This is a genomic window from Cupriavidus sp. FW305-26 (genome assembly GCF_058787975.1).
Window position 1 is genome coordinate 64,721 of sequence record NZ_JBYTAH010000026.1, and the last position, 17,508, is coordinate 82,228.

The window sequence follows — 17,508 nt, forward strand, 5'->3', positions numbered from 1 at the left end:
CCTAAATCCGCGGGCCCCAGCGCCGGCTGCCGACTGGTTGAACCAGGCCGGCAGGTCAGCCCATATGCAGGCCGCCGTTGAGCGAGAAGTCGGCGCCGGTCGAGAAACCGGACTCCTCCGACGACAACCAGGCGCAGATCGAGGCGATCTCTTCCGGCAGGCCCAGGCGCTTGACCGGGATCGTCGCGACGATCTTGTCGAGCACGTCCTGGCGGATCGCCTTGACCATGTCGGTGGCGATATAGCCCGGAGAAACCGTGTTGACGGTCACGCCCTTGGTCGCCACTTCCTGCGCCAGCGCCATGGTGAAGCCATGCAGGCCGGCCTTGGCGGTGGAGTAGTTGGTCTGGCCAAACTGGCCCTTCTGCCCGTTCACCGACGAGATGTTGACGATGCGGCCCCAGCCACGGTCGGCCATGCCGTCGATCACCTGCTTGGTGACGTTGAACAGCGAGGTCAGGTTGGTGTCGATCACCGCATCCCAGTCGGCGCGGGTCATCTTGCGGAACACCACGTCGCGGGTGATACCGGCGTTGTTGATCAGCACATCAACCTCGCCGACCTCGGACTTGACCTTGTCGAATGCGGTCTTGGTCGAGTCCCAGTCAGCCACATTGCCTTCCGAGGCAATGAAATCGAAGCCCAGGGCCTTCTGCTGCTCCAGCCACTTTTCGCGGCGCGGCGAGTTGGGGCCGCAACCGGCCACCACACGAAAGCCATCCTTGGCCAGCCGCTGGCAAATGGCGGTTCCGATACCACCCATGCCGCCGGTCACATACGCAATGCGCTGAGTCATGTCCACTCCTTGATTGGCTTCGTTATCGTCGCCGGGTCCGCGCCAACCGCGCGCGGCCCCGGAAAACCCCTTCCTTATTTGCGCTCGACTGCCAGCGCCACGCCCATGCCGCCGCCGATGCACAGCGAGGCCAGGCCCTTCTTCGCGTCACGGCGCTTCATCTCGTGCAGCAGCGTCACCAGGATACGGCAGCCCGACGCGCCGATCGGGTGGCCGATGGCGATGGCGCCGCCGTTCACATTGACCTTGGAGGTGTCCCAGCCCATCTGCTGGTGCACCGCCAGCGCCTGCGCGGCAAAGGCCTCGTTGATCTCCATCAGGTCCAGGTCTTGCGGGGTCCACTCGGCGCGCGACAGGGCGCGCTTGGAGGCCGGCACCGGGCCCATGCCCATCACCTTGGGATCGACACCGGCGTTGGCATAGCTCTTGATCGTGGCCAGCGGGGTCAGGCCCAGTTCCTTGGCCTTGGCCGCCGACATCACCACCACCGCGGCGGCGCCGTCGTTCAGGCCCGAGGCGTTGGCCGCGGTCACCGTGCCGGCCTTGTCGAAGGCGGGCTTGAGGCCGGACATGCTGTCCAGCGTGGCGCCCTGGCGCACGAACTCGTCGGTCTTGAAGGCCACCGGGTCGCCCTTGCGCTGCGGGATCAGCACCGGGACGATCTCTTCGTCAAACTTGCCGGCCTTCTGCGCGGCTTCGGCCTTGTTCTGCGAGCCGACGGCGAACTCATCCTGCGCCTCGCGTGTGATGCCGTATTCCTTGGCCACGTTCTCGGCGGTGATGCCCATGTGGTACTGGTTGTACACGTCCCACAGGCCGTCGACGATCATGGTGTCGACCAGCTTGGCATCGCCCATGCGGAAACCGTCGCGCGAGCCCGGCAGCACGTGCGGGGCGGCGCTCATGTTTTCCTGGCCGCCGGCCACCACGATCTCGGCGTCGCCCGCCATGATCGCGTTGGCGGCCAGCATCACGGCCTTCAGGCCCGAGCCGCACACCTTGTTGATGGTCATGGCCGGCACCATCGCCGGCAGGCCGGCCTTGATCGCGGCCTGGCGTGCGGGGTTCTGGCCCGAACCGGCGGTCAGCACCTGGCCCATGATGACTTCGCTCACCTGCTCCGGCTTGACGCCGGCGCGCTCCAGCGCGGCCTTGATGACCACGGCACCCAGTTCCGGTGCCGGGATCTTGGCCAGCGAGCCGCCAAACTTGCCGACCGCGGTGCGGGCGGCGGATACGATGACAACGTCAGTCATTGTGTAGTCCTTTCAATGGAAACGGGAGGGAACCTGCAGGCCTGCCGGCGCCGTGCATGACGCACGCCGGCACTCATGCAAGCGTCATGCCTTGGCTTTGACGTATCGCCCAGGCGCGGGTTCGATTGCGCGATAGCGCGCATTGCCATAGTTGGCGGGCGCGGCGCGTTTCGCGCCGGCCTGCCCGGCCAGCCATGCGGTCCAGTCCGGCCACCAGCTGCCGTGATGCTCGATGGCGCCGGCCAGCCATTGCTGCGGCGACTCCGGCAGCGCATCGTTAGTCCAGTGGCTGCGCTTGTTCTTGGCCGGCGGGTTGATCACACCGGCGATATGGCCCGACGCACCCAGCACGAAGCGCAGCTTGTTCGCCAGCAGCGCGGTCGAGGCATAGGCCGCGGTCCACGGCACGATATGGTCTTCGCGCGAGCCGTAGATGTAGGTCGGCACGTCGATGCTGGCCAGGTCCACCGGCACGTCGCACACGGTCAGCTTGCCCGGTACCTTGAGCTCGTTCTGCAGGTAGGTGTGGCGCAGGTACCAGCAGTACCACGGCCCCGGCAGGTTGGTGGCGTCGCCGTTCCAGAACAGCAGGTCGAACGGCACCGGCGTGTTGCCCTTCAGGTAGTTGTCGACCACGTAGTTCCACACCAGGTCGTTCGGGCGCAGGAACGAGAAGGTATTGGCCAGCTCAAGGCCGCGCAGCAGCGCGCACGGCGCGCCGGCGGCGCCGCCCAGCGTGGCCTCGCGCAACTGCACATGGCCCTCGTCGACAAAGACGTCGAGGATGCCGGTGTCGGCAAAGTCCAGCAGCGTGGTCAGCAGCGTGACGCTGGCGGCCGGGTGCTGGCCGCGCGCGGCCAGCACCGCCAGCGCGGTCGAGACAATGGTGCCGCCCACGCAGAAGCCGAGCACGTTGATCTTGTCCTGGCCGCTGATGTCGCGCGCGACTTCGATGGCGCGGATGGCCGCGTGCTCGATGTAGTCGTCCCAGGTGCTGCCGGCCATGCTGGCGTCCGGATTGCGCCACGACACCAGAAACACCGTATGTCCCTGCTCCACCACATGGCGCACCAGCGAGCTCTCCGGCTGCAGGTCCAGGATGTAGTACTTGTTGATGCACGGCGGCACCATCAGCAGCGGGCGCGCGTGCACCTTGTCGGTCAGCGGCTTGTACTGCAACAGCTGGAAGTACTCGTTCTCGAAGACCACGGCGCCTTCGGTCACCGCGACATTGCGGCCGACCTCAAACGCGCTCTCGTCGGTCTGCGAGATCTTGCCGCGTGTCAGGTCTTCCATCATGTTGCGCACGCCGGCACGCAGCGATTCGCCGCCCGACTCGATCAGCAGGCGCTGCGCCTCGGGATTGGTGGCAAGGAAGTTGGCGGGCGACATCGCATCGACCCATTGCGAGATCGCGAAGCGGATGCGCTGGCGCGTCTTGGCATCGGCCTCGACGGCATCGGCCAGCTCGGTCAAGGCGCGCGCATTGAGCAGGTAGAACGCGGCAGCGAAGCGATATGGGAGGTTGGTGCGCCATGCGTCGCCGGCGAAGCGCCGGTCGTGCAGCGGACCGGTGGCCTCGGCCTTGCCCTCGGCCATGGCCTGCCACAGCGCTGAGAAGTCCTTCATGTAGCGCTGCTGGATATCACCCAGCTGCGCCGGCGCGATCTTGACGCCTGCCAGCGCATCCAGGCCCGGAATGCCGGACGCGGCCGCGTGGCCGTTGCCTTCAGTGCCCTGCCACTGGCGGGACCATTCCAGCCATGTGGCTGGATCGAATGGCCCCGGCGTGAACTTGAATGGTTGGGACTTGCCTTCCTGCGTGGAAGCTGCCGCGCCTTTGCCGGTCGCCATGATTTGATTGTCTCTCTGCCGTCACTATTCGAACCGGCTCCGGGCATTGCCCTGGCCGGCACTTTGCATGGGGAGATGCTATCCGAATGGACCCGGCTTGCGCCTCCCCCAAAGCGGGAGGGTCTGCCGGCACATCTGCCCTGGAACTGGCTGGAAGCCCTCGACCGCACCTGCTGCGGCCGCGGCTTGCGTCCATTCCGATAGCGGCTCCCCTTTTATCCGGCAAGCGCGACATCCTCGCATGGAGACGCCATGCGCTATCCTTGCCGGAGAAACCTGGGAATCGTCAGCGATTCCGAGACATTTGAGTCCATTGTTGCCTTGCAACGCACGCGCTGTCAATGCGGGAATCCGCCTCGGCACTGCACGCTTCCCGACCTACCGGACGGTATGCAGCGCTCGCATCTGCCGAGGCCCCAGAGCATAGGCGAGAAGGATGAATTTTTGATGTACATCGTGGCCATTGGCTGGCTCTACGTGGCGCTGATGATGGCGATCACCGAGCACAACGTGGTGGCAGGCGTTGCCACCTTCCTGATGTATGGCATGGCGCCGGTGGCGCTGGTGCTCTACATCATGGGCACGCCCGGCCGCCGCCGACGCAAGGCTGAAGCCGAGCGCGCGCAGGCGGCCAGGGGCAAGGACGAGTGAGGCAGCGGCGGGCTCAGTCCGCCAGCCAGACCAGGCTGGCCATGCGGCCGGTCACGCCATCGCGCCGATAGGAGTAGAAGCGACCGGCGTCGGCCACGGTGCAGGCGTCGCCGCCGTAGACCTCGGTACAGCCGGCGCGCGCCAGGCGCGTGCGCGCCAGCGCATAGATGTCGGCAAGGTACTTGCCCGGGGCACCAGGGCGGAAGGCTGCGGCAACCGCGACCTGTTCATCGGCGCGTGCCTGGGCCAGGAAGGCATCGCGCACTTCGGCACCCACCTCGAACGCATCGGGGCCGATGGCCGGGCCCAGCCATGCCAGCCAGCGCGCGGCACCGGCAGCGGCCTGCATCCGTGACAGCGTGGCTTCGATCACGCCGCTGCACAGGCCGCGCCAGCCCGCATGCGCGGCGCCCACCACCGTCCCCTGCGCATCGCATAGCAGCACCGGCAGGCAATCCGCCGTCATCACGGCGCAGACTTGGCCGGGTACCACCGCCAGGCTCGCGTCGGCCTGGGGCACGGGCGCGCCCGGGGCCGCCACATGGTCGACCGTGGCGACCGCGCAGCCATGCACCTGCTCCAGCCATTGCGGCATCGACGGCAGGCAGGCGGCCAGCCGCGCGCGGTTGCGCGCCACGTCGGCGGCGTCGTCGCCAACGTGGGTGCCCAGGTTCAGGCCGCCGGGGGCGCCGCCGGCAAGCCCGTACGGGCCCTTGCTGACACCGCCCTGGCGCGTGGTTGACAACGCGCGCACACGCGCCGGCGCGGGCCAGTCAGGGACCAGCCAGGCGCGATCAGGCGCTGCGCTCATCGTCATCGTCGTCCTCGTCATCACCAGCGTATTCCCAGTGGGCCTCGCCGCCTTCCCAGACTTCGTCCCAGCCTTCTTCTTCCTCGTCGGCCTGCGCGCTTTCAAAATCCAGCGCATCGATCAGCGCCTGCAGGTCTTGCGGCGGCTGCGCGGTCCACGACATGCGCTTGCCGGTGGCCGGATGCACCAGGCCGAGCTGGTACGCATGCAGCGCCTGGCGCTCATACGGCACCGGCAGCGGTGCGCGGACCGCCGGGCGCTGCCCGCGCTGCGTGGCGCGGAAGTAGGCCGGGTCGCCCACCAGCGGGTGGCCGATCGACTCGAAATGCACGCGGATCTGGTGCGTGCGGCCGGTCTCCAGCTTGCACATCACCATCGACACGAAGCCCCGCCCCAGCGGCACCGTGGCCAGCGTGCGGAAATGCGTGCGCGACGGCTTGCCGCTGGCGGTATGCACGACCGCCATGCGCGTGCGCTCGCGCGGGTCGCGGCCGATGGGCGCGTCGATGGTGCCCTCGTCATAGGTGCGGCCCCACACCAGCGCGATATAGGTGCGCTTGACCGTGCGCGCCTGCAGCTGGCGCACCAGGTCGGTCTGCGCGGTCAGCGAGCGCGCCACCACCATCAGGCCGGAGGTTTCCTTGTCGAGCCGGTGCACGATGCCCGCGCGCGGCAGCAACGCTGCGCCGGGGTCGCGGTGCAGCAACCCGTTGAGCACGGTGCCGCTCCAGTTACCGGCAGCCGGATGCACCACCAGCCCGGCGGGCTTGTTGATCACCAGCAGGGTGTCGTCTTCATAGACCACGTCCAGCGGCACGTCCTCGGGCGAGAAAGCGGACGATTCCGGTGCGGCCTGCGGCTGGATTTCGATGCGGTTGCCCATCTGCACGGCGTCGCGCGGACGGCGCACGTGGCCGTCGACACGCACCGCGCCGCTTTCGATCCACTGCTGCAGGCGGCTGCGTGAAAACTCGCTGAAGTGACGCGCGAGCAATTTATCGAGCCGCTCGCCATGCGAGGCGCTGTCCACCTCCAGCGACAGGGTCACGGCCGGCTCGGCAGCCGGCGCGCCGCCGGGCGGCACCTCGGCAAGGTCTTCAAATTCCTCTGGATGGGCCTCGAAATCGGCCACGGACGCGGCTGCGCGCACCCGTTCTGGTGGAAGTCCTCCCACGCCAGCTCCTGCTTCGGGGTTGGGCTGGGGGCTTGGGCTATAATGCTTGACGCTATTTTTCTTCATCCGGGATACGATTGCCCATGCAATTGCAGAGCATGAAACGCGCGCGCTGGCGCACGACAATTGGAGCGGTTCTGCTCGCAGGCGGCTGCGTCATGCTGTCTGCATGCGGCCTGCTGGCGGACCAACCCGACGAGACCGCAGGCTGGTCGGCCAACAAATTATATTCGGAAGCCAAGGATGCGCTGGATGGCGGCGACTACACGCGTGCCGTCAAGCTGTATGAAAAGCTCGAAGGCCGCTATCCGTTTGGGCGCTATGCACAGCAGGCCCAGATCGATACCGCCTACGCCAACTACAAGGATGGTGAAACAGCAGCAGCCCTGGCCGCGGTGGACCGCTTCATCCAGCTGCACCCGAACCATCCCAATATCGATTACGCCTACTACCTCAAGGGCCTGATCAACTTCAACGACAACCTGGGCTGGCTGGGCCGCTTCTCGGGCCAGGACCTGAGCGAGCGCGACCCCAAGGCCGCGCGCGCCGCCTATGACGCGTTCAATACGCTGATCACGCGCTACCCGGAAAGCAAGTACACCCCCGACGCCACGCTGCGCATGCAGTACATCGTCAACTCGCTGGCCCAGCATGAAGTGCACGCCGCGCGCTACTACTACCGGCGCGGCGCATACCTCGCCGCCGTCAACCGCGCCCAGCAGGCGCTGAAGGACTATGACGGCGCTCCGGCCAACGAAGAAGCGCTGTACATCATGGTCCGTTCATATGACGCGATGGGAATGAAGGACCTGCGCGACGACACCGCACGCGTGATGGAGCGCAATTTCCCGGACAGCGATTTCATCAAGTACGGCGCGCGCCGCAAGGACAAGTCCTGGTGGGAAGTGTTCTGACGCCGGCTGGCCAGAGGCCATAAAAAACGGGACGTATCCTCCGATACGTCCCGTTTTTCTTTTTCCGGCACCTGTGCGATCAGTCCGCTGCCGCGGCCTCCTTGCCAGGACCGCGCAGCGACTCCAGGAACCGCACCACCGTCGCCGCCTCACGCGTGCGCGTGAACGGCGGCAGGCTTTGCCAGATCTGACGGCCATAGGGCTTCTCGACCAGCCGCGTATCGAAGATCGCCAGCACGCCGCGGTCCGATTCCGAGCGGATCAGCCGCCCCGCCCCCTGCTTGAGCGTGATCACCGCATGCGGCAGCTGGTGCACGGCAAACGGGCTCAGGCCCTTCTTCTGCAGCACTTCCATGCGCGCGGCCAGCACCGGGTCGTCGGGCGGCGCGAACGGCAGCTTGTCGATGATCACCAGCGACAGCGCCTCGCCGCGCACATCCACGCCCTCCCAGAAGCTCTGGCTTCCGACCAGCACCGCGTTGCCCAGCTCGCGGAAGCGGTCCAGCAATTCGGTGCGGCTGGCCTGGCCCTGCACCAGCAGCGGCAGGTTCAGGCCGCGCTCGGCAAACGCGTCATAAAGCAGGTCCGAGGCACGCTGCACGGCGCGCAGCGTGGTGCACAGCAGGAAGGTGCGTCCGCCGGCGGCCTCGATCAGCGGCAATGCCGCCTGCACCACCGCGTCGGTGAACTGCGGCGACTGCGGCTGCGGCATATCGCGCGGCACGTAGAGCAGCCCCTGCTTCGCGTAATCGAACGGGCTGGGCAGCGTCAGCGAGCGGTCCTTGTCGAGCCCCAGCTGCGCCGCGTAGTGGGTGAAATTCCCCTTCACCGACAGCGTCGCCGAGGTGAAAACCCAGGCGCGCGGCTGGCCGTCGCGCTGGCGCGTGAAGATCGGCGCGATCGACAGCGGCGTGCGGTGCAGCTGCACAGTATGCGAGAACACCTCGACCCAGCGCACGGTTTCAGGGCCGGCAGGCAGCGCCGGCGCGGCTTCGCCGTCGCCCTCGGTCGGCTGCGGTGCCGGCGCGGGCGCGGCATCGGCGCGCCACGCGGCCAGCTTGTTGGCCAGCTCCAGCGCGCGGCGGTGGCATTGCTGCAGCGATTCGGCACGCTCGGCCTGGCTTTCGAGCATCTCGACGAAGTCTGACAGGGCTTCGTCCAGCGCATCGAGCGTTTCGTTGAAAGGCTCGGCGATACGGCGGTCGGCCTCGATCTGGCCCAGCGCCAGCCGCGCATTGTCCTTGCTGAAGGCCAGGCGCAGGTCGCGCGCGGCGCGCTCCAGCGGCGCGGCCAGCGCAACCCAGTCCACCGCATCGCGCGCGTGCGACAGGCCTTCGGCCACGGTATCGCGGGCGATTTCCAGCAGCTGGCTGGTGGACAGCGTCTCGCCGAAGAACAGCGTGGCGGTCTCGGGCAGCTGGTGGGCTTCGTCGAAGATCACGGTGTTGGCGGCCGGCAGCAGTTCCGCCATGCCGGTGTCGCGCAGCACCACGTCGGCAAAGAACAGGTGATGGTTGACCACCACCACGTCGGCCTGCTGCGCTTCCTTGCGCGCGCGCATCACAAAGCATTCCTTGTAATGCGGGCATTCCGATCCCAGGCAGTTGTCGCGCGTGGAGGTCACCAGCTGCCATACCGGCGCGTTCTCGGGAACGGACGCCAGCTCGGCCTTGTCGCCGGTGGAGGTTTCCTTGATGAAGCGGCCGATGTCGCGCAGCCACGCCGCATCCTGGCGCGACGCCAGGCGGCCGTTGGCCTGCGCGCGTTCCAGGTGGTAGTGGCAGACGTAGTTGGCGCGGCCCTTGAGCAGCGCCACCGAGACCGGCACGTTCAGCGCATGGCGCACCGTGGGGATGTCGCGCAGGAAGAGCTGGTCCTGCAGGTTCTTGGTGCCGGTCGACAGGATCACCTTGCCGCCCCACAGCATCGCCGGCACCAGGTAGGCGTAGGTCTTGCCGGTGCCGGTGCCCGCTTCGACGATGACGGAATCGTTCTGCACGATCGCGTCGGCGACGGCCTCGGCCATCTTGTGCTGCGAGGCGCGCGGCCGGTAGCCGGGAATCGCCTGGGCCAGCGTGCCGGTATCGGCAAAGATGGTGGCCAGTTCCGCGCCGCGGCTGGCGCCGTCGTCGGCGGGCGCGGCAGGCGCGGGCGACCCGGCGTCGGTCAGGCTGACGGCTTCGGACGGCTCAGGAGAATCTGGAAGATCGGACAAGGCAGGGGGAGAATGTTGTATGGGCCGCCGGACAGCGCCGGCGGCGATCGGCAAGCCTGGCGCGAATGCACTCAGGCCGGCACGTCGGGTTCGAGCTGCAGCTGCAGCAGCGTGATGGCGTCCTTCAGCTTGAGGCGGCGCTTCTTCAGCCGGCGCAGCTGCAGTTCGTCATGGACGGCATCGTTGGCAAGGCGGTCGATCAGGAAATCCAGGTCGCGGTGCTCGATCTGCAACTCCATGATGCGCCGCTCCAGGGTATTCAGGTTGCTGTCCATCTATGCCTCCGCTGCGCAGTCACGGTGCCGGACCTCAAAAGCCGAACGGGCGCGGCGCCGATGCCTGCCCCTGTTGCTCCTTCGCCTTGGCGCGGCGCTCTTCCAGCTCCTTCTGGCGCCGTTCGAGATCGCGCTGCTTGGCCTCGTATGCCTTGACATTCTCCTGCCGCTGGCGGGCCTGCTCGGCGCCCTTCTGCTGGGCCTCCTGCATGCGGGCGTCGAAGTCAGACTGCTTCTTTTCGTACGCCTGCGCATTGGCGGCACGCTGCGGCGCCTCGCCCTGGCGCTGCGCCTCGCGCAGCTGCTGTTCCTGCTGCTTCTTCTGGAAGGCATCGCGGCTGGACTGCTCGCTGGCCGAGCGCTTCGGCTGGCTGGCCTCGAACTCGGCGCGGCGCAGCGCCTGTTCGCGGTCGCGCTCGGCGGCGCGGTAGGCGCGTTCGGCCTCGCCTACCTCCAGTTCGCGCTTGCGCAGCACCTGCAGCTCCTCGCGCTGGACTTCCTTGGCGCTGTTGATGCAGTGGTTGACAAAGAACTTGCCGTAGCACTCGCGCTCGGCGGCGGCAAAGCGGTAGTTGGTCCAGGCCCGCGAATCCTCGACGGCCTTGCGTTCGGCGGCAAAGTCGCGCTGGCCGTTGGCGGCGGGTGGCGCCGCGGGCGCGGAAGTCTGGGCGCGCGCCTCGCGCAGCGGCATCAGCACGGCGCATGCAGCCACGGCCAGTGCAGCCAGGCGGCCGAAGCGGAACAGGGAAGTTTCAGGCACGTTGGCGAAGGTTGGCATGGCCAGGATGGTGGCCTTGGCGGCGGCCGGGCGGGACTTGACGGTCATGACCGGATTCTAGCATCCGGGCCGGGCACCGGCCTGCCCTGCCGGGCCGTTGCGGACGTGCGCGGGACGCCGCCCGCCCCGCACCCGCTGCGCGCCCTGGCGAATCCCTTGCGCGCTTGTGGCAAAATGCCCCGCTTTCGACTGACTGCGTTTCTCGCCGCGCTCTCCGATGTCCAACCTGCCCGCATCCGTCTCGCAAAAGATCGTCTCGCTCATCGCGGCTGAACTGTCCGTGCAGCCCCGCCAGGTGGCCGCGGCCGTGGCGCTGCTCGACGAAGGCGCCACCGTGCCCTTCATCGCCCGCTACCGCAAGGAAGTGACCGGCAACCTCGATGACACGCAGCTGCGCAACCTGGAAGAGCGCCTGCTGTACCTGCGCGACATGGAAGACCGCCGCGCTGCCATCCTCGCGTCGATCCAGGAGCAAGGCAAGCTGACGCCCGAGCTGCAGGCCGCCATCGAGGCCGCCGAAACCAAGCAGGCGCTCGAAGACCTCTACCTTCCCTACAAGCCCAAGCGCCGCACCCGCGCCCAGATCGCGCGCGAATGCGGGCTGGAGCCGCTGGCGCTGGCACTGCTGGCCGATCCCACGCTGGATCCGCAGGCCGAGGCCGCCAGGTACGTCAACGGCAACCCGACCGCCGACGGCGGCGTGCCTGACGTCAAGGCCGCGCTGGACGGCGCGCGCGACATCCTGTCCGAGCAGTTCGGCGAGACTGCGGAACTGCTGGGCAAGCTGCGCGAGCACCTGTGGACCAACGGCGTGGTGTCCTCCACCGTGATGGAAGGCAAGGAAACCGCCGAGGAAGAGAAGTTCCGCGACTACTACGCCTACAGCGAGACCATCCGCACGGTGCCGTCGCACCGCGCGCTGGCGCTGTTCCGCGGCCGCAACGCGGGCGTGCTGATGGTCAAGCTGGGCCTGGGCGAGGAACAGGACGCGATGGTGCCGCACCCGTGCGAAGGCATGATCGCGCGCCATGTCGGCATCCAGCAGTTGGGCCGCCCGGCCGACAAGTGGCTGGGCGACGTATGCCGCTGGTGCTGGCGCGTCAAGGTGCAGCCCCACCTGGAAACCGAACTGCTGACACAGCTGCGCGAAACCGCGGAGAACGAAGCCATCAAGGTGTTCGGCCGCAACCTGCATGAGCTGCTGCTGGCCGCGCCGGCCGGGCCCAAGTCGGTGATGGGCGTCGACCCGGGCATCCGCACCGGCTGCAAGATCGCCGTGGTGGACAGCACCGGCAAGCTGCTGGACACCGCCACCATCTACCCGCACGAGCCGCGCCGCGACTGGAACGGCTCGCTCGCCACGCTGGCGCGCCTGGCAACGCAGCACAATGTGGCGCTGGTGTCGATCGGCAACGGCACCGCCAGCCGCGAAACCGACAAGCTGGTGCAGGACCTGATGAAGCAGATGCCCGAGCTGAAGCTGACCAAGATTGTGGTCAGCGAGGCCGGCGCTTCGGTGTATTCGGCGTCGGAACTGGCCGCCAAGGAATTCCCGGACCTGGATGTGTCGTTGCGCGGCGCGGTGTCGATTGCCCGCCGGCTGCAGGATCCGCTGGCCGAACTGGTCAAGATCGATCCCAAGTCGATCGGCGTGGGCCAGTACCAGCATGACGTCAACCAGCGCGAGCTGGCGCGGGCGCTGGACGCCGTGGTCGAAGACTGCGTCAACGCCGTGGGCGTGGACGTCAACACCGCCTCGGCGCCGCTGCTGGCGCGCGTGTCGGGCCTGAACACGGTGCTGGCGCGCAATATCGTCGAGTTCCGCGACGCCAATGGCGCCTTCCCCAACCGCGATGCGCTGAAAAAGGTGCCGCGCCTGGGCGACAAGACCTTCGAGCAGGCCGCCGGCTTCCTGCGCATCAACGACGGCGACAATCCGCTGGACCGCTCCTCGGTGCACCCGGAAGCGTATCCGGTGGTGCAGCGCATCCTGGAACACGTCAAGAAGGGCCTGCGCGACGTGATGGGCAACCGCGACGCGCTGCGCGGCCTGTCGCCGACGCAGTTCACCGACGACTCCTTCGGCCTGCCGACCGTGCGCGACATCCTGTCCGAGCTGGAAAAGCCGGGCCGCGATCCGCGCCCCGAGTTCAAGACCGCAACCTTCCAGGAAGGCGTGGAAGACGTGAAGGACCTGCAGCCCGGCATGGTGCTGGAAGGCGTGGTCACCAACGTGGCGGCCTTCGGCGCCTTTGTCGATATCGGCGTGCACCAGGACGGCCTGGTCCACATCTCGGCACTGTCCAGCAAGTTCGTCAAGGACGCGCATGAGGTGGTCAAGGCCGGCCAGATCGTCAAGGTCAAGGTGATGGAGGTCGACGTCAAGCGCAACCGCATCGGCCTGTCGATGCGCCTGGACGACGAGCCAGGCCAGGCCGCGGCGCGTGCCGGCGGCGACCGTGGTGACCGCGGCGGCCAACGCAACGGCGGCGGCAAGGGCTTCAACGGCGGCCGCCGCGAGGCGGAACCGGCCGGCGCCATGGCCGCGGCCTTCGCCAAGCTCAAGCGCTAGCCCGCAAGCCGATGGCATGACGCCCCGCACGGGCGACCGTGCGGGGCGTCGTCGTTTTCAGCCGCCGTGCGCGATCCGAACGGCCAGGCCCTTGCCGGCGCCATCGGTGCGGTTGGCGAACGCAATCTCCAGCCCATGCAGCCGCGCCACGCGCTGCGCGATCGAAATGCCGAGGCCGTGGCCCTGCTCGCGCTGCCCCGATCCGCCACGGAAGAAGCGATCGCCCAGCCGCGCCAGCACGTCAGGCGCGACGCCCGGGCCCTGGTCGAGCACCGTGACGCTGTCGGGCCGGAAATCGATGGTCACCAGCGCGCCCGGCGGGCTGTAGCGGATGGCGTTGTCGAGCAGGTTGCGCAGCAGCAGCGACAGCAGGTTGGCGTCACCCGCCACCGGCAATGGCGCCTGCCCTTCCGGGGGCCACTCCAGCTCGACGTCGACCTGCTTCCGCTGCGCCAGAGCCAGGCAGTCCGACAGCGCCTGCTGCGCCACCGGGATCCAGTTGACCGGCTGGCGTGACGGCAGGCCGGCAGCATCTTCCAGCCGGCTCAGCGTCAGCAGCTGCGACACCAGCCGGCTGATGCGGTCGATGCCGGTGGCCACGTTGGCGCGTGCCTGCGCGCGCTCGGCGTCATCGGCCGAACGCTCGGCGATTTCCCACTGCGCCTTCAGCGCGGCCAACGGCGTGCGCATCTCATGGGCAGCATCGGCGGTGAGGCGCCGTTCATGCTCGATCGAATCCGACACGCGCGCCAGCAGGCGGTTCATGGCGTGCACCAGCGGCACCAGTTCGCCCGGCACTGCCTGCAGGCTGAGCGGCCGGCGGTCTTGGGGGGCGCGGCCTTCAATATCGGTCGACAACGCGCGCACCGGCGCCATCGCGCGCCGCATGAACCAGATCAACAGGCCGATCAGCACCGGCAGGCCTGCGGCCCACGGCAGCACCTGCGCGGCGATATAGGACAGGATCAGCTCATTGCGCTCGGCCAGTTGCTGGCCCACGCAGACGCGCCAGCCCGTGTCGGGATCATCGAGGTAGTAAAGCCGCCAGGACTGCTTGTCGATGGTGACGTCGGTAAAGCCCTTCACTCCTGGCGCACGCGGCAGCAGGTCGCCCTCGGGATCGATATGCAAGGGCTTGCCGTCCGGCAGCCAGGCGGCGATGGCGAGATCGCCCAGGCCCGCATCGCCCTGGTCGCCCTCGACCAGCTCTGGCAGCCGGGTGCGCGACGGCGCCGCGGCGACATCCACCAGCGGCACCACCGAATGCATCTGCAGCGCCATGCGCACCATGTCGGTGTCATAGAGTTCATTGATCTCGTGCCGGGCGCGCACGTAGGTCATGCCGATGGTCAGCAGCCACACCACCGGCGCGGCGATCAGCACCGCAAGGATGAGCCGGCGCTGCAACGTCATGTGCAATCCTCGGCCGCGCCCAGCGTGTAGCCGGCGCCGCGGAAGGTGCGCACGATCTTCGGATGGATCTTGCGGCGCAGGTGGTGGATATGGACTTCCAGCGCGTTGCTTTCAACGCCGCCCTGCCAGTCATAGAGCTTGTCGCGCAGGAAGTCGCGCGTCAGCAGCCGGTTGGGGTGCGCCAGCAGCAGCTCCAGCAGCATGGCTTCGCGGCTGGTCAGCTCCAGGGGCTTGCCCTGCCAGTACGCCTGGCGCGCGGCCGGATGGAATTCCAGCGCGCCGTGCTTCCACACTGGAGACGACAGGCCCGCGGCGCGGCGGGTCACGGCACGCAGCCGGGCCGCCAGCTCATCGAGCGCGATCGGCTTGACCAGGTAGTCGTCGGCACCGGCGTCAAGGCCGCCGATGCGGCTGTCGATCGCATCGCGCGCGGTCAGCACGATCACCGGGATGCGGCTGCCGCGCCCACGCCAGCGCGCGAGCAGCGACATGCCGTCTTCCCCTGGCAGGCCCAGGTCCAGCACCACGGCATCGTAGTGGACCACGCCGAGCGCATGGTCGGCTTCGGTGCCGGTGCTGAACCAGTCGACCGCATAGTCGAGCAGCTGCAGGCCGCGCCGCAGCCCGTCACCCAGCATCGGGTCGTCTTCAACAATAAGGATTCTCATTTTCTCGGGTGACCCGGACGTATCACGGTATTGTGCGCGCCCCGCCTTAATGTGCCATTAAGGTTCGCGAACTATCCTGCGCTCATTTTGCTGGCGCCCCGCTGTTCAACGCGGCGCGGGCCGCCAGCGTGGACATGGCCTTGCCGCCGAGCGCCTGCACGCCGCCACGCGCGCCACCACCCACCCTTCCCTTTCACGCCGAGCCGTTTGCGCATCATGCACCGTTCCGACCGCCTCGCCGCCGAGCCTGGGCTCATCAGCGCCCGGCCCGCCGCGCCGTGGCATGCCACGCGGCTGGCGGGCGTGCCCGCGGTGACGCTCGGGCTGGTGGTGCTGGCGTTCGCGCTGCTTTGGTTCGGCACGCTGGGCGTGCGCCACCTGCTCGGGCCCGACGAGGGCCGCTATGCCGAGATCGCCCGCGAGATGCTGAGCACGGGCGACTGGGTCACGATCCGCTACAACGGGCTGAAGTACTTCGAGAAGCCGCCGTTCCATATGTGGGCCACGGCGGTGTCGTACGCGCTGTTCGGCATCGGCGACTGGCAGGCGCGGCTGTGCGTGGCGCTGGCCGGCATCGCCGGGCTGGGAATATCGATGCTGGCCGCCGCGCGCTGGTTCGGCGCGCGTGCGGGCTTGCTGGCCGGACTGGTGCTGGCAAGCGCGCCCATGTGGAACCTCGCCGCGCACTTCAATACGCTGGACATGACGCTGTCCGGCAGCATGGCCTGCGTGCTCGCGTGCATGCTGCTGGCCCAGCATCCGCACGCCACGGCGCCGGCACGCCGCCGCTGGATGCTGGCGTGCTGGGCGGCCATGGGCGTGGCGGTGCTGACCAAGGGGCTGGTCGGGCTGGCGCTGCCGGGACTGGTGCTGGTGGTGTACACCTGCGTGACGCGCGACCTCGCACGGTGGCGCCGCCTGCATGCGCCGGCCGGCATCGCCCTGATGCTGCTGGTGGCGATGCCTTGGTACTGGCTGGTGGCGCGGCGCAATCCGGAATTCCTGCGCTTTTTCTTTATCCACGAGCACTGGCAGCGCTACACCTCGACCGTGCATGCGCGCAAGGGTGCGCCGTGGTACTTCGTGCCGCTGCTGGTGGGCGGCTTCCTGCCGTGGCTCGGGCTGGTTCCCGGCATGGTCCGCGCGGTCGGGCAGCGTGCCGGCGTGGTTGCCGCGGGTGGGTCCAGGCCGTTCCAGCCTGCGCTGATGGCAGGGCTGTGGGCGGTGTCGATCTTCGTGTTCTTCAGCCTGTCGGGCTCGAAGCTGCCCGGCTACATCCTGCCGCTGTTTCCCGCACTGGCGATCCTGGCGGGCGCAGCGCTGGCGCGGACCGGTGACCAACCGTGGCGCAGGCAGCTGTGCGCCATGCTGGCGGTGGGCGCGATCGGCCTGCTGGCAAGCCCGGTCGTGGCCACGCTGGATTCCAACAACACCCCCAACGCGCTGTACCGCGCGTATGCCGCATGGGTGGCGCTGGCATTCGCGCTGGTGATTATCAGCGCCGCCATCGGGCTGTGGCTGCTGCGGCGGCATGGCCGCCTGGCCAGCATCACGGCCTATGCATTCGGCATGCTGCTGGCGTTCTCCACGGCATTGCTGGGCCATGAAGCGATCGGCCGCTCCGCCTCGGGCATCGACATGGTGGCGCCGATCGAACGCGTGCTGCGCCCCGGCATGCCGCTCTACGGCGTCGGCATGCTCGACCATACCCTGCCCTTCTACCTGCGCCATCCGCTCACCATGGTGGCGCAGGCCGACGAGCTCGCGTTCGGCGCCGGACAGGAGCCGCAGAAGTGGCTGCCGACCCTCGATGCCTTCGTCGATGCCTGGCAGCATGGCCCGCGTGCCATCGCGCTGCTCTCGCCGCAGGCATTCTCTGAACTGAGCGCGCGCGTGCCGATGCATGTCGTCGCGCGCGACTGGCGGCGCGTGGCCGTCGCCAACTTCCCCCTCGCCGGCGCGCGCTAGCCGCGCCGGCGCCTCCCGATTTCCCCTGCCATTCGTCAAATCCAATGCAAGGCAAGAAAGTACTGATCCTCGGCGTCAACGGCTTTATCGGCCATCACCTGACGCGCCGCATCCTGGAAACCACGCCGTGGGAGGTCTACGGCATGGACATGTCGTCGGACCG

The 17,508-nt window shown here is 68.1% G+C and carries 15 protein-coding genes; 5 read left to right on the forward strand and 10 right to left on the reverse strand.

The window, feature by feature from the left end; genetic code table 11:
• Positions 1-55 precede the first annotated feature (55 nt).
• From AC3WQZ_RS16220 to phaC, 3 genes are all read right to left on the reverse strand, one after another.
• A complete protein-coding gene (locus AC3WQZ_RS16220; protein WP_010810131.1) occupies positions 56-796 on the reverse strand; it encodes a 3-ketoacyl-ACP reductase in 741 nt (246 codons plus the stop codon).
• Positions 797-870: 74 nt separating this feature from the next.
• Positions 871-2,052 carry an acetyl-CoA C-acetyltransferase gene (locus tag AC3WQZ_RS16225; RefSeq protein WP_010810132.1) on the reverse strand — a complete coding sequence of 394 codons (1,182 nt, stop codon included), beginning with the start codon at positions 2,050-2,052 and terminating at the stop codon, positions 871-873.
• A gap of 84 nt (positions 2,053-2,136) precedes the next feature.
• Positions 2,137-3,906, reverse strand: coding sequence for a class I poly(R)-hydroxyalkanoic acid synthase (phaC, locus tag AC3WQZ_RS16230; protein ID WP_492300872.1), 1,770 nt, complete (start codon positions 3,904-3,906; stop codon positions 2,137-2,139).
• A gap of 447 nt (positions 3,907-4,353) precedes the next feature.
• Between phaC and AC3WQZ_RS16235 the strand changes: the two genes are divergently transcribed.
• Positions 4,354-4,557, forward strand: coding sequence for a hypothetical protein (locus AC3WQZ_RS16235; protein WP_010810134.1), 204 nt, complete (start codon positions 4,354-4,356; stop codon positions 4,555-4,557).
• Between the two features lie 13 nt (positions 4,558-4,570).
• On the opposite strand, the gene pgeF is transcribed toward AC3WQZ_RS16235, so the two are convergent.
• Complete coding sequence (gene pgeF / locus AC3WQZ_RS16240; RefSeq protein ID WP_041687280.1) at positions 4,571-5,368, reverse strand: peptidoglycan editing factor PgeF; 798 nt, start codon at positions 5,366-5,368, stop codon at positions 4,571-4,573.
• A complete protein-coding gene (locus AC3WQZ_RS16245; RefSeq protein WP_058697293.1) occupies positions 5,352-6,608 on the reverse strand; it encodes an RluA family pseudouridine synthase in 1,257 nt (418 codons plus the stop codon). The genes pgeF and AC3WQZ_RS16245 overlap by 17 nt, the downstream gene beginning before the upstream one ends.
• Positions 6,609-6,625: 17 nt before the next feature.
• On the opposite strand from AC3WQZ_RS16245, the gene AC3WQZ_RS16250 reads away from it, so the two are divergent.
• The gene (locus AC3WQZ_RS16250) at positions 6,626-7,456 is read left to right on the forward strand and encodes an outer membrane protein assembly factor BamD (protein WP_011615082.1); all 831 of its coding nucleotides are present in this window, start codon (positions 6,626-6,628) and stop codon (positions 7,454-7,456) included.
• 79 nt (positions 7,457-7,535) lie between these two features.
• On the opposite strand, the gene yoaA is transcribed toward AC3WQZ_RS16250, so the two are convergent.
• The 3 genes from yoaA to AC3WQZ_RS16265 form a co-directional block, all read right to left on the reverse strand.
• The gene (gene yoaA / locus AC3WQZ_RS16255) at positions 7,536-9,671 is read right to left on the reverse strand and encodes a DNA repair helicase YoaA (protein WP_058697294.1); all 2,136 of its coding nucleotides are present in this window, start codon (positions 9,669-9,671) and stop codon (positions 7,536-7,538) included.
• A gap of 71 nt (positions 9,672-9,742) precedes the next feature.
• Entirely contained in the window at positions 9,743-9,946 is a 204-nt protein-coding gene (locus AC3WQZ_RS16260) for a DUF465 domain-containing protein (RefSeq protein ID WP_010810139.1), read from the reverse strand.
• 34 nt (positions 9,947-9,980) lie between these two features.
• Positions 9,981-10,772 (reverse strand): hypothetical protein, encoded by a 792-nt coding sequence (locus AC3WQZ_RS16265; protein WP_010810140.1) that lies wholly within the window; start codon positions 10,770-10,772, stop codon positions 9,981-9,983.
• Positions 10,773-10,941: 169 nt separating this feature from the next.
• Between AC3WQZ_RS16265 and AC3WQZ_RS16270 the strand changes: the two genes are divergently transcribed.
• Positions 10,942-13,296, forward strand: coding sequence for a Tex family protein (locus AC3WQZ_RS16270; RefSeq protein ID WP_010810141.1), 2,355 nt, complete (start codon positions 10,942-10,944; stop codon positions 13,294-13,296).
• 57 nt (positions 13,297-13,353) lie between these two features.
• Here AC3WQZ_RS16270 and AC3WQZ_RS16275 read toward each other — a convergent pair whose 3' ends face one another.
• Positions 13,354-14,709: an ATP-binding protein gene (locus tag AC3WQZ_RS16275; RefSeq protein ID WP_010810142.1), complete on the reverse strand. Its 1,356-nt coding sequence runs from the start codon at positions 14,707-14,709 to the stop codon at positions 13,354-13,356.
• The gene (locus AC3WQZ_RS16280; protein WP_492293103.1) at positions 14,706-15,377 is read right to left on the reverse strand and encodes a response regulator; all 672 of its coding nucleotides are present in this window, start codon (positions 15,375-15,377) and stop codon (positions 14,706-14,708) included. The genes AC3WQZ_RS16275 and AC3WQZ_RS16280 overlap by 4 nt, the downstream gene beginning before the upstream one ends.
• A 216-nt stretch (positions 15,378-15,593) precedes the next feature.
• On the opposite strand from AC3WQZ_RS16280, the gene AC3WQZ_RS16285 reads away from it, so the two are divergent.
• Together AC3WQZ_RS16285 and AC3WQZ_RS16290 are read left to right on the forward strand one after the other, a co-directional pair.
• Positions 15,594-17,345, forward strand: a complete 1,752-nt coding sequence (locus AC3WQZ_RS16285) for a glycosyltransferase family 39 protein (protein ID WP_492300874.1) — start codon at positions 15,594-15,596, stop codon at positions 17,343-17,345.
• Positions 17,297-17,508, forward strand: a 212-nt coding sequence (locus tag AC3WQZ_RS16290; RefSeq protein ID WP_492300876.1) for an NAD-dependent epimerase/dehydratase family protein, incomplete at its 3' end; no start/stop codon positions are given. The genes AC3WQZ_RS16285 and AC3WQZ_RS16290, both read left to right, overlap by 49 nt.

Coding starts and splice junctions, on each gene's coding strand:
- AC3WQZ_RS16220 (WP_010810131.1), bottom strand. CDS start 796: ATGACTCAGCGCATTGCGTATGTGACCGGCGGCATGGGTGGTATCGGA.
- AC3WQZ_RS16225 (WP_010810132.1), bottom strand. CDS start 2,052: ATGACTGACGTTGTCATCGTATCCGCCGCCCGCACCGCGGTCGGCAAG.
- AC3WQZ_RS16285 (WP_492300874.1), top strand. CDS start 15,594: ATGCACCGTTCCGACCGCCTCGCCGCCGAGCCTGGGCTCATCAGCGCC.
- AC3WQZ_RS16270 (WP_010810141.1), top strand. CDS start 10,942: ATGTCCAACCTGCCCGCATCCGTCTCGCAAAAGATCGTCTCGCTCATC.
- AC3WQZ_RS16275 (WP_010810142.1), bottom strand. CDS start 14,709: ATGACGTTGCAGCGCCGGCTCATCCTTGCGGTGCTGATCGCCGCGCCG.
- AC3WQZ_RS16260 (WP_010810139.1), bottom strand. CDS start 9,946: ATGGACAGCAACCTGAATACCCTGGAGCGGCGCATCATGGAGTTGCAG.
- AC3WQZ_RS16265 (WP_010810140.1), bottom strand. CDS start 10,772: ATGACCGTCAAGTCCCGCCCGGCCGCCGCCAAGGCCACCATCCTGGCC.
- AC3WQZ_RS16235 (WP_010810134.1), top strand. CDS start 4,354: ATGTACATCGTGGCCATTGGCTGGCTCTACGTGGCGCTGATGATGGCG.
- phaC (WP_492300872.1), bottom strand. CDS start 3,906: ATGGCGACCGGCAAAGGCGCGGCAGCTTCCACGCAGGAAGGCAAGTCC.
- AC3WQZ_RS16250 (WP_011615082.1), top strand. CDS start 6,626: ATGCAATTGCAGAGCATGAAACGCGCGCGCTGGCGCACGACAATTGGA.
- pgeF (WP_041687280.1), bottom strand. CDS start 5,368: ATGAGCGCAGCGCCTGATCGCGCCTGGCTGGTCCCTGACTGGCCCGCG.
- AC3WQZ_RS16245 (WP_058697293.1), bottom strand. CDS start 6,608: ATGAAGAAAAATAGCGTCAAGCATTATAGCCCAAGCCCCCAGCCCAAC.
- AC3WQZ_RS16280 (WP_492293103.1), bottom strand. CDS start 15,377: ATGAGAATCCTTATTGTTGAAGACGACCCGATGCTGGGTGACGGGCTG.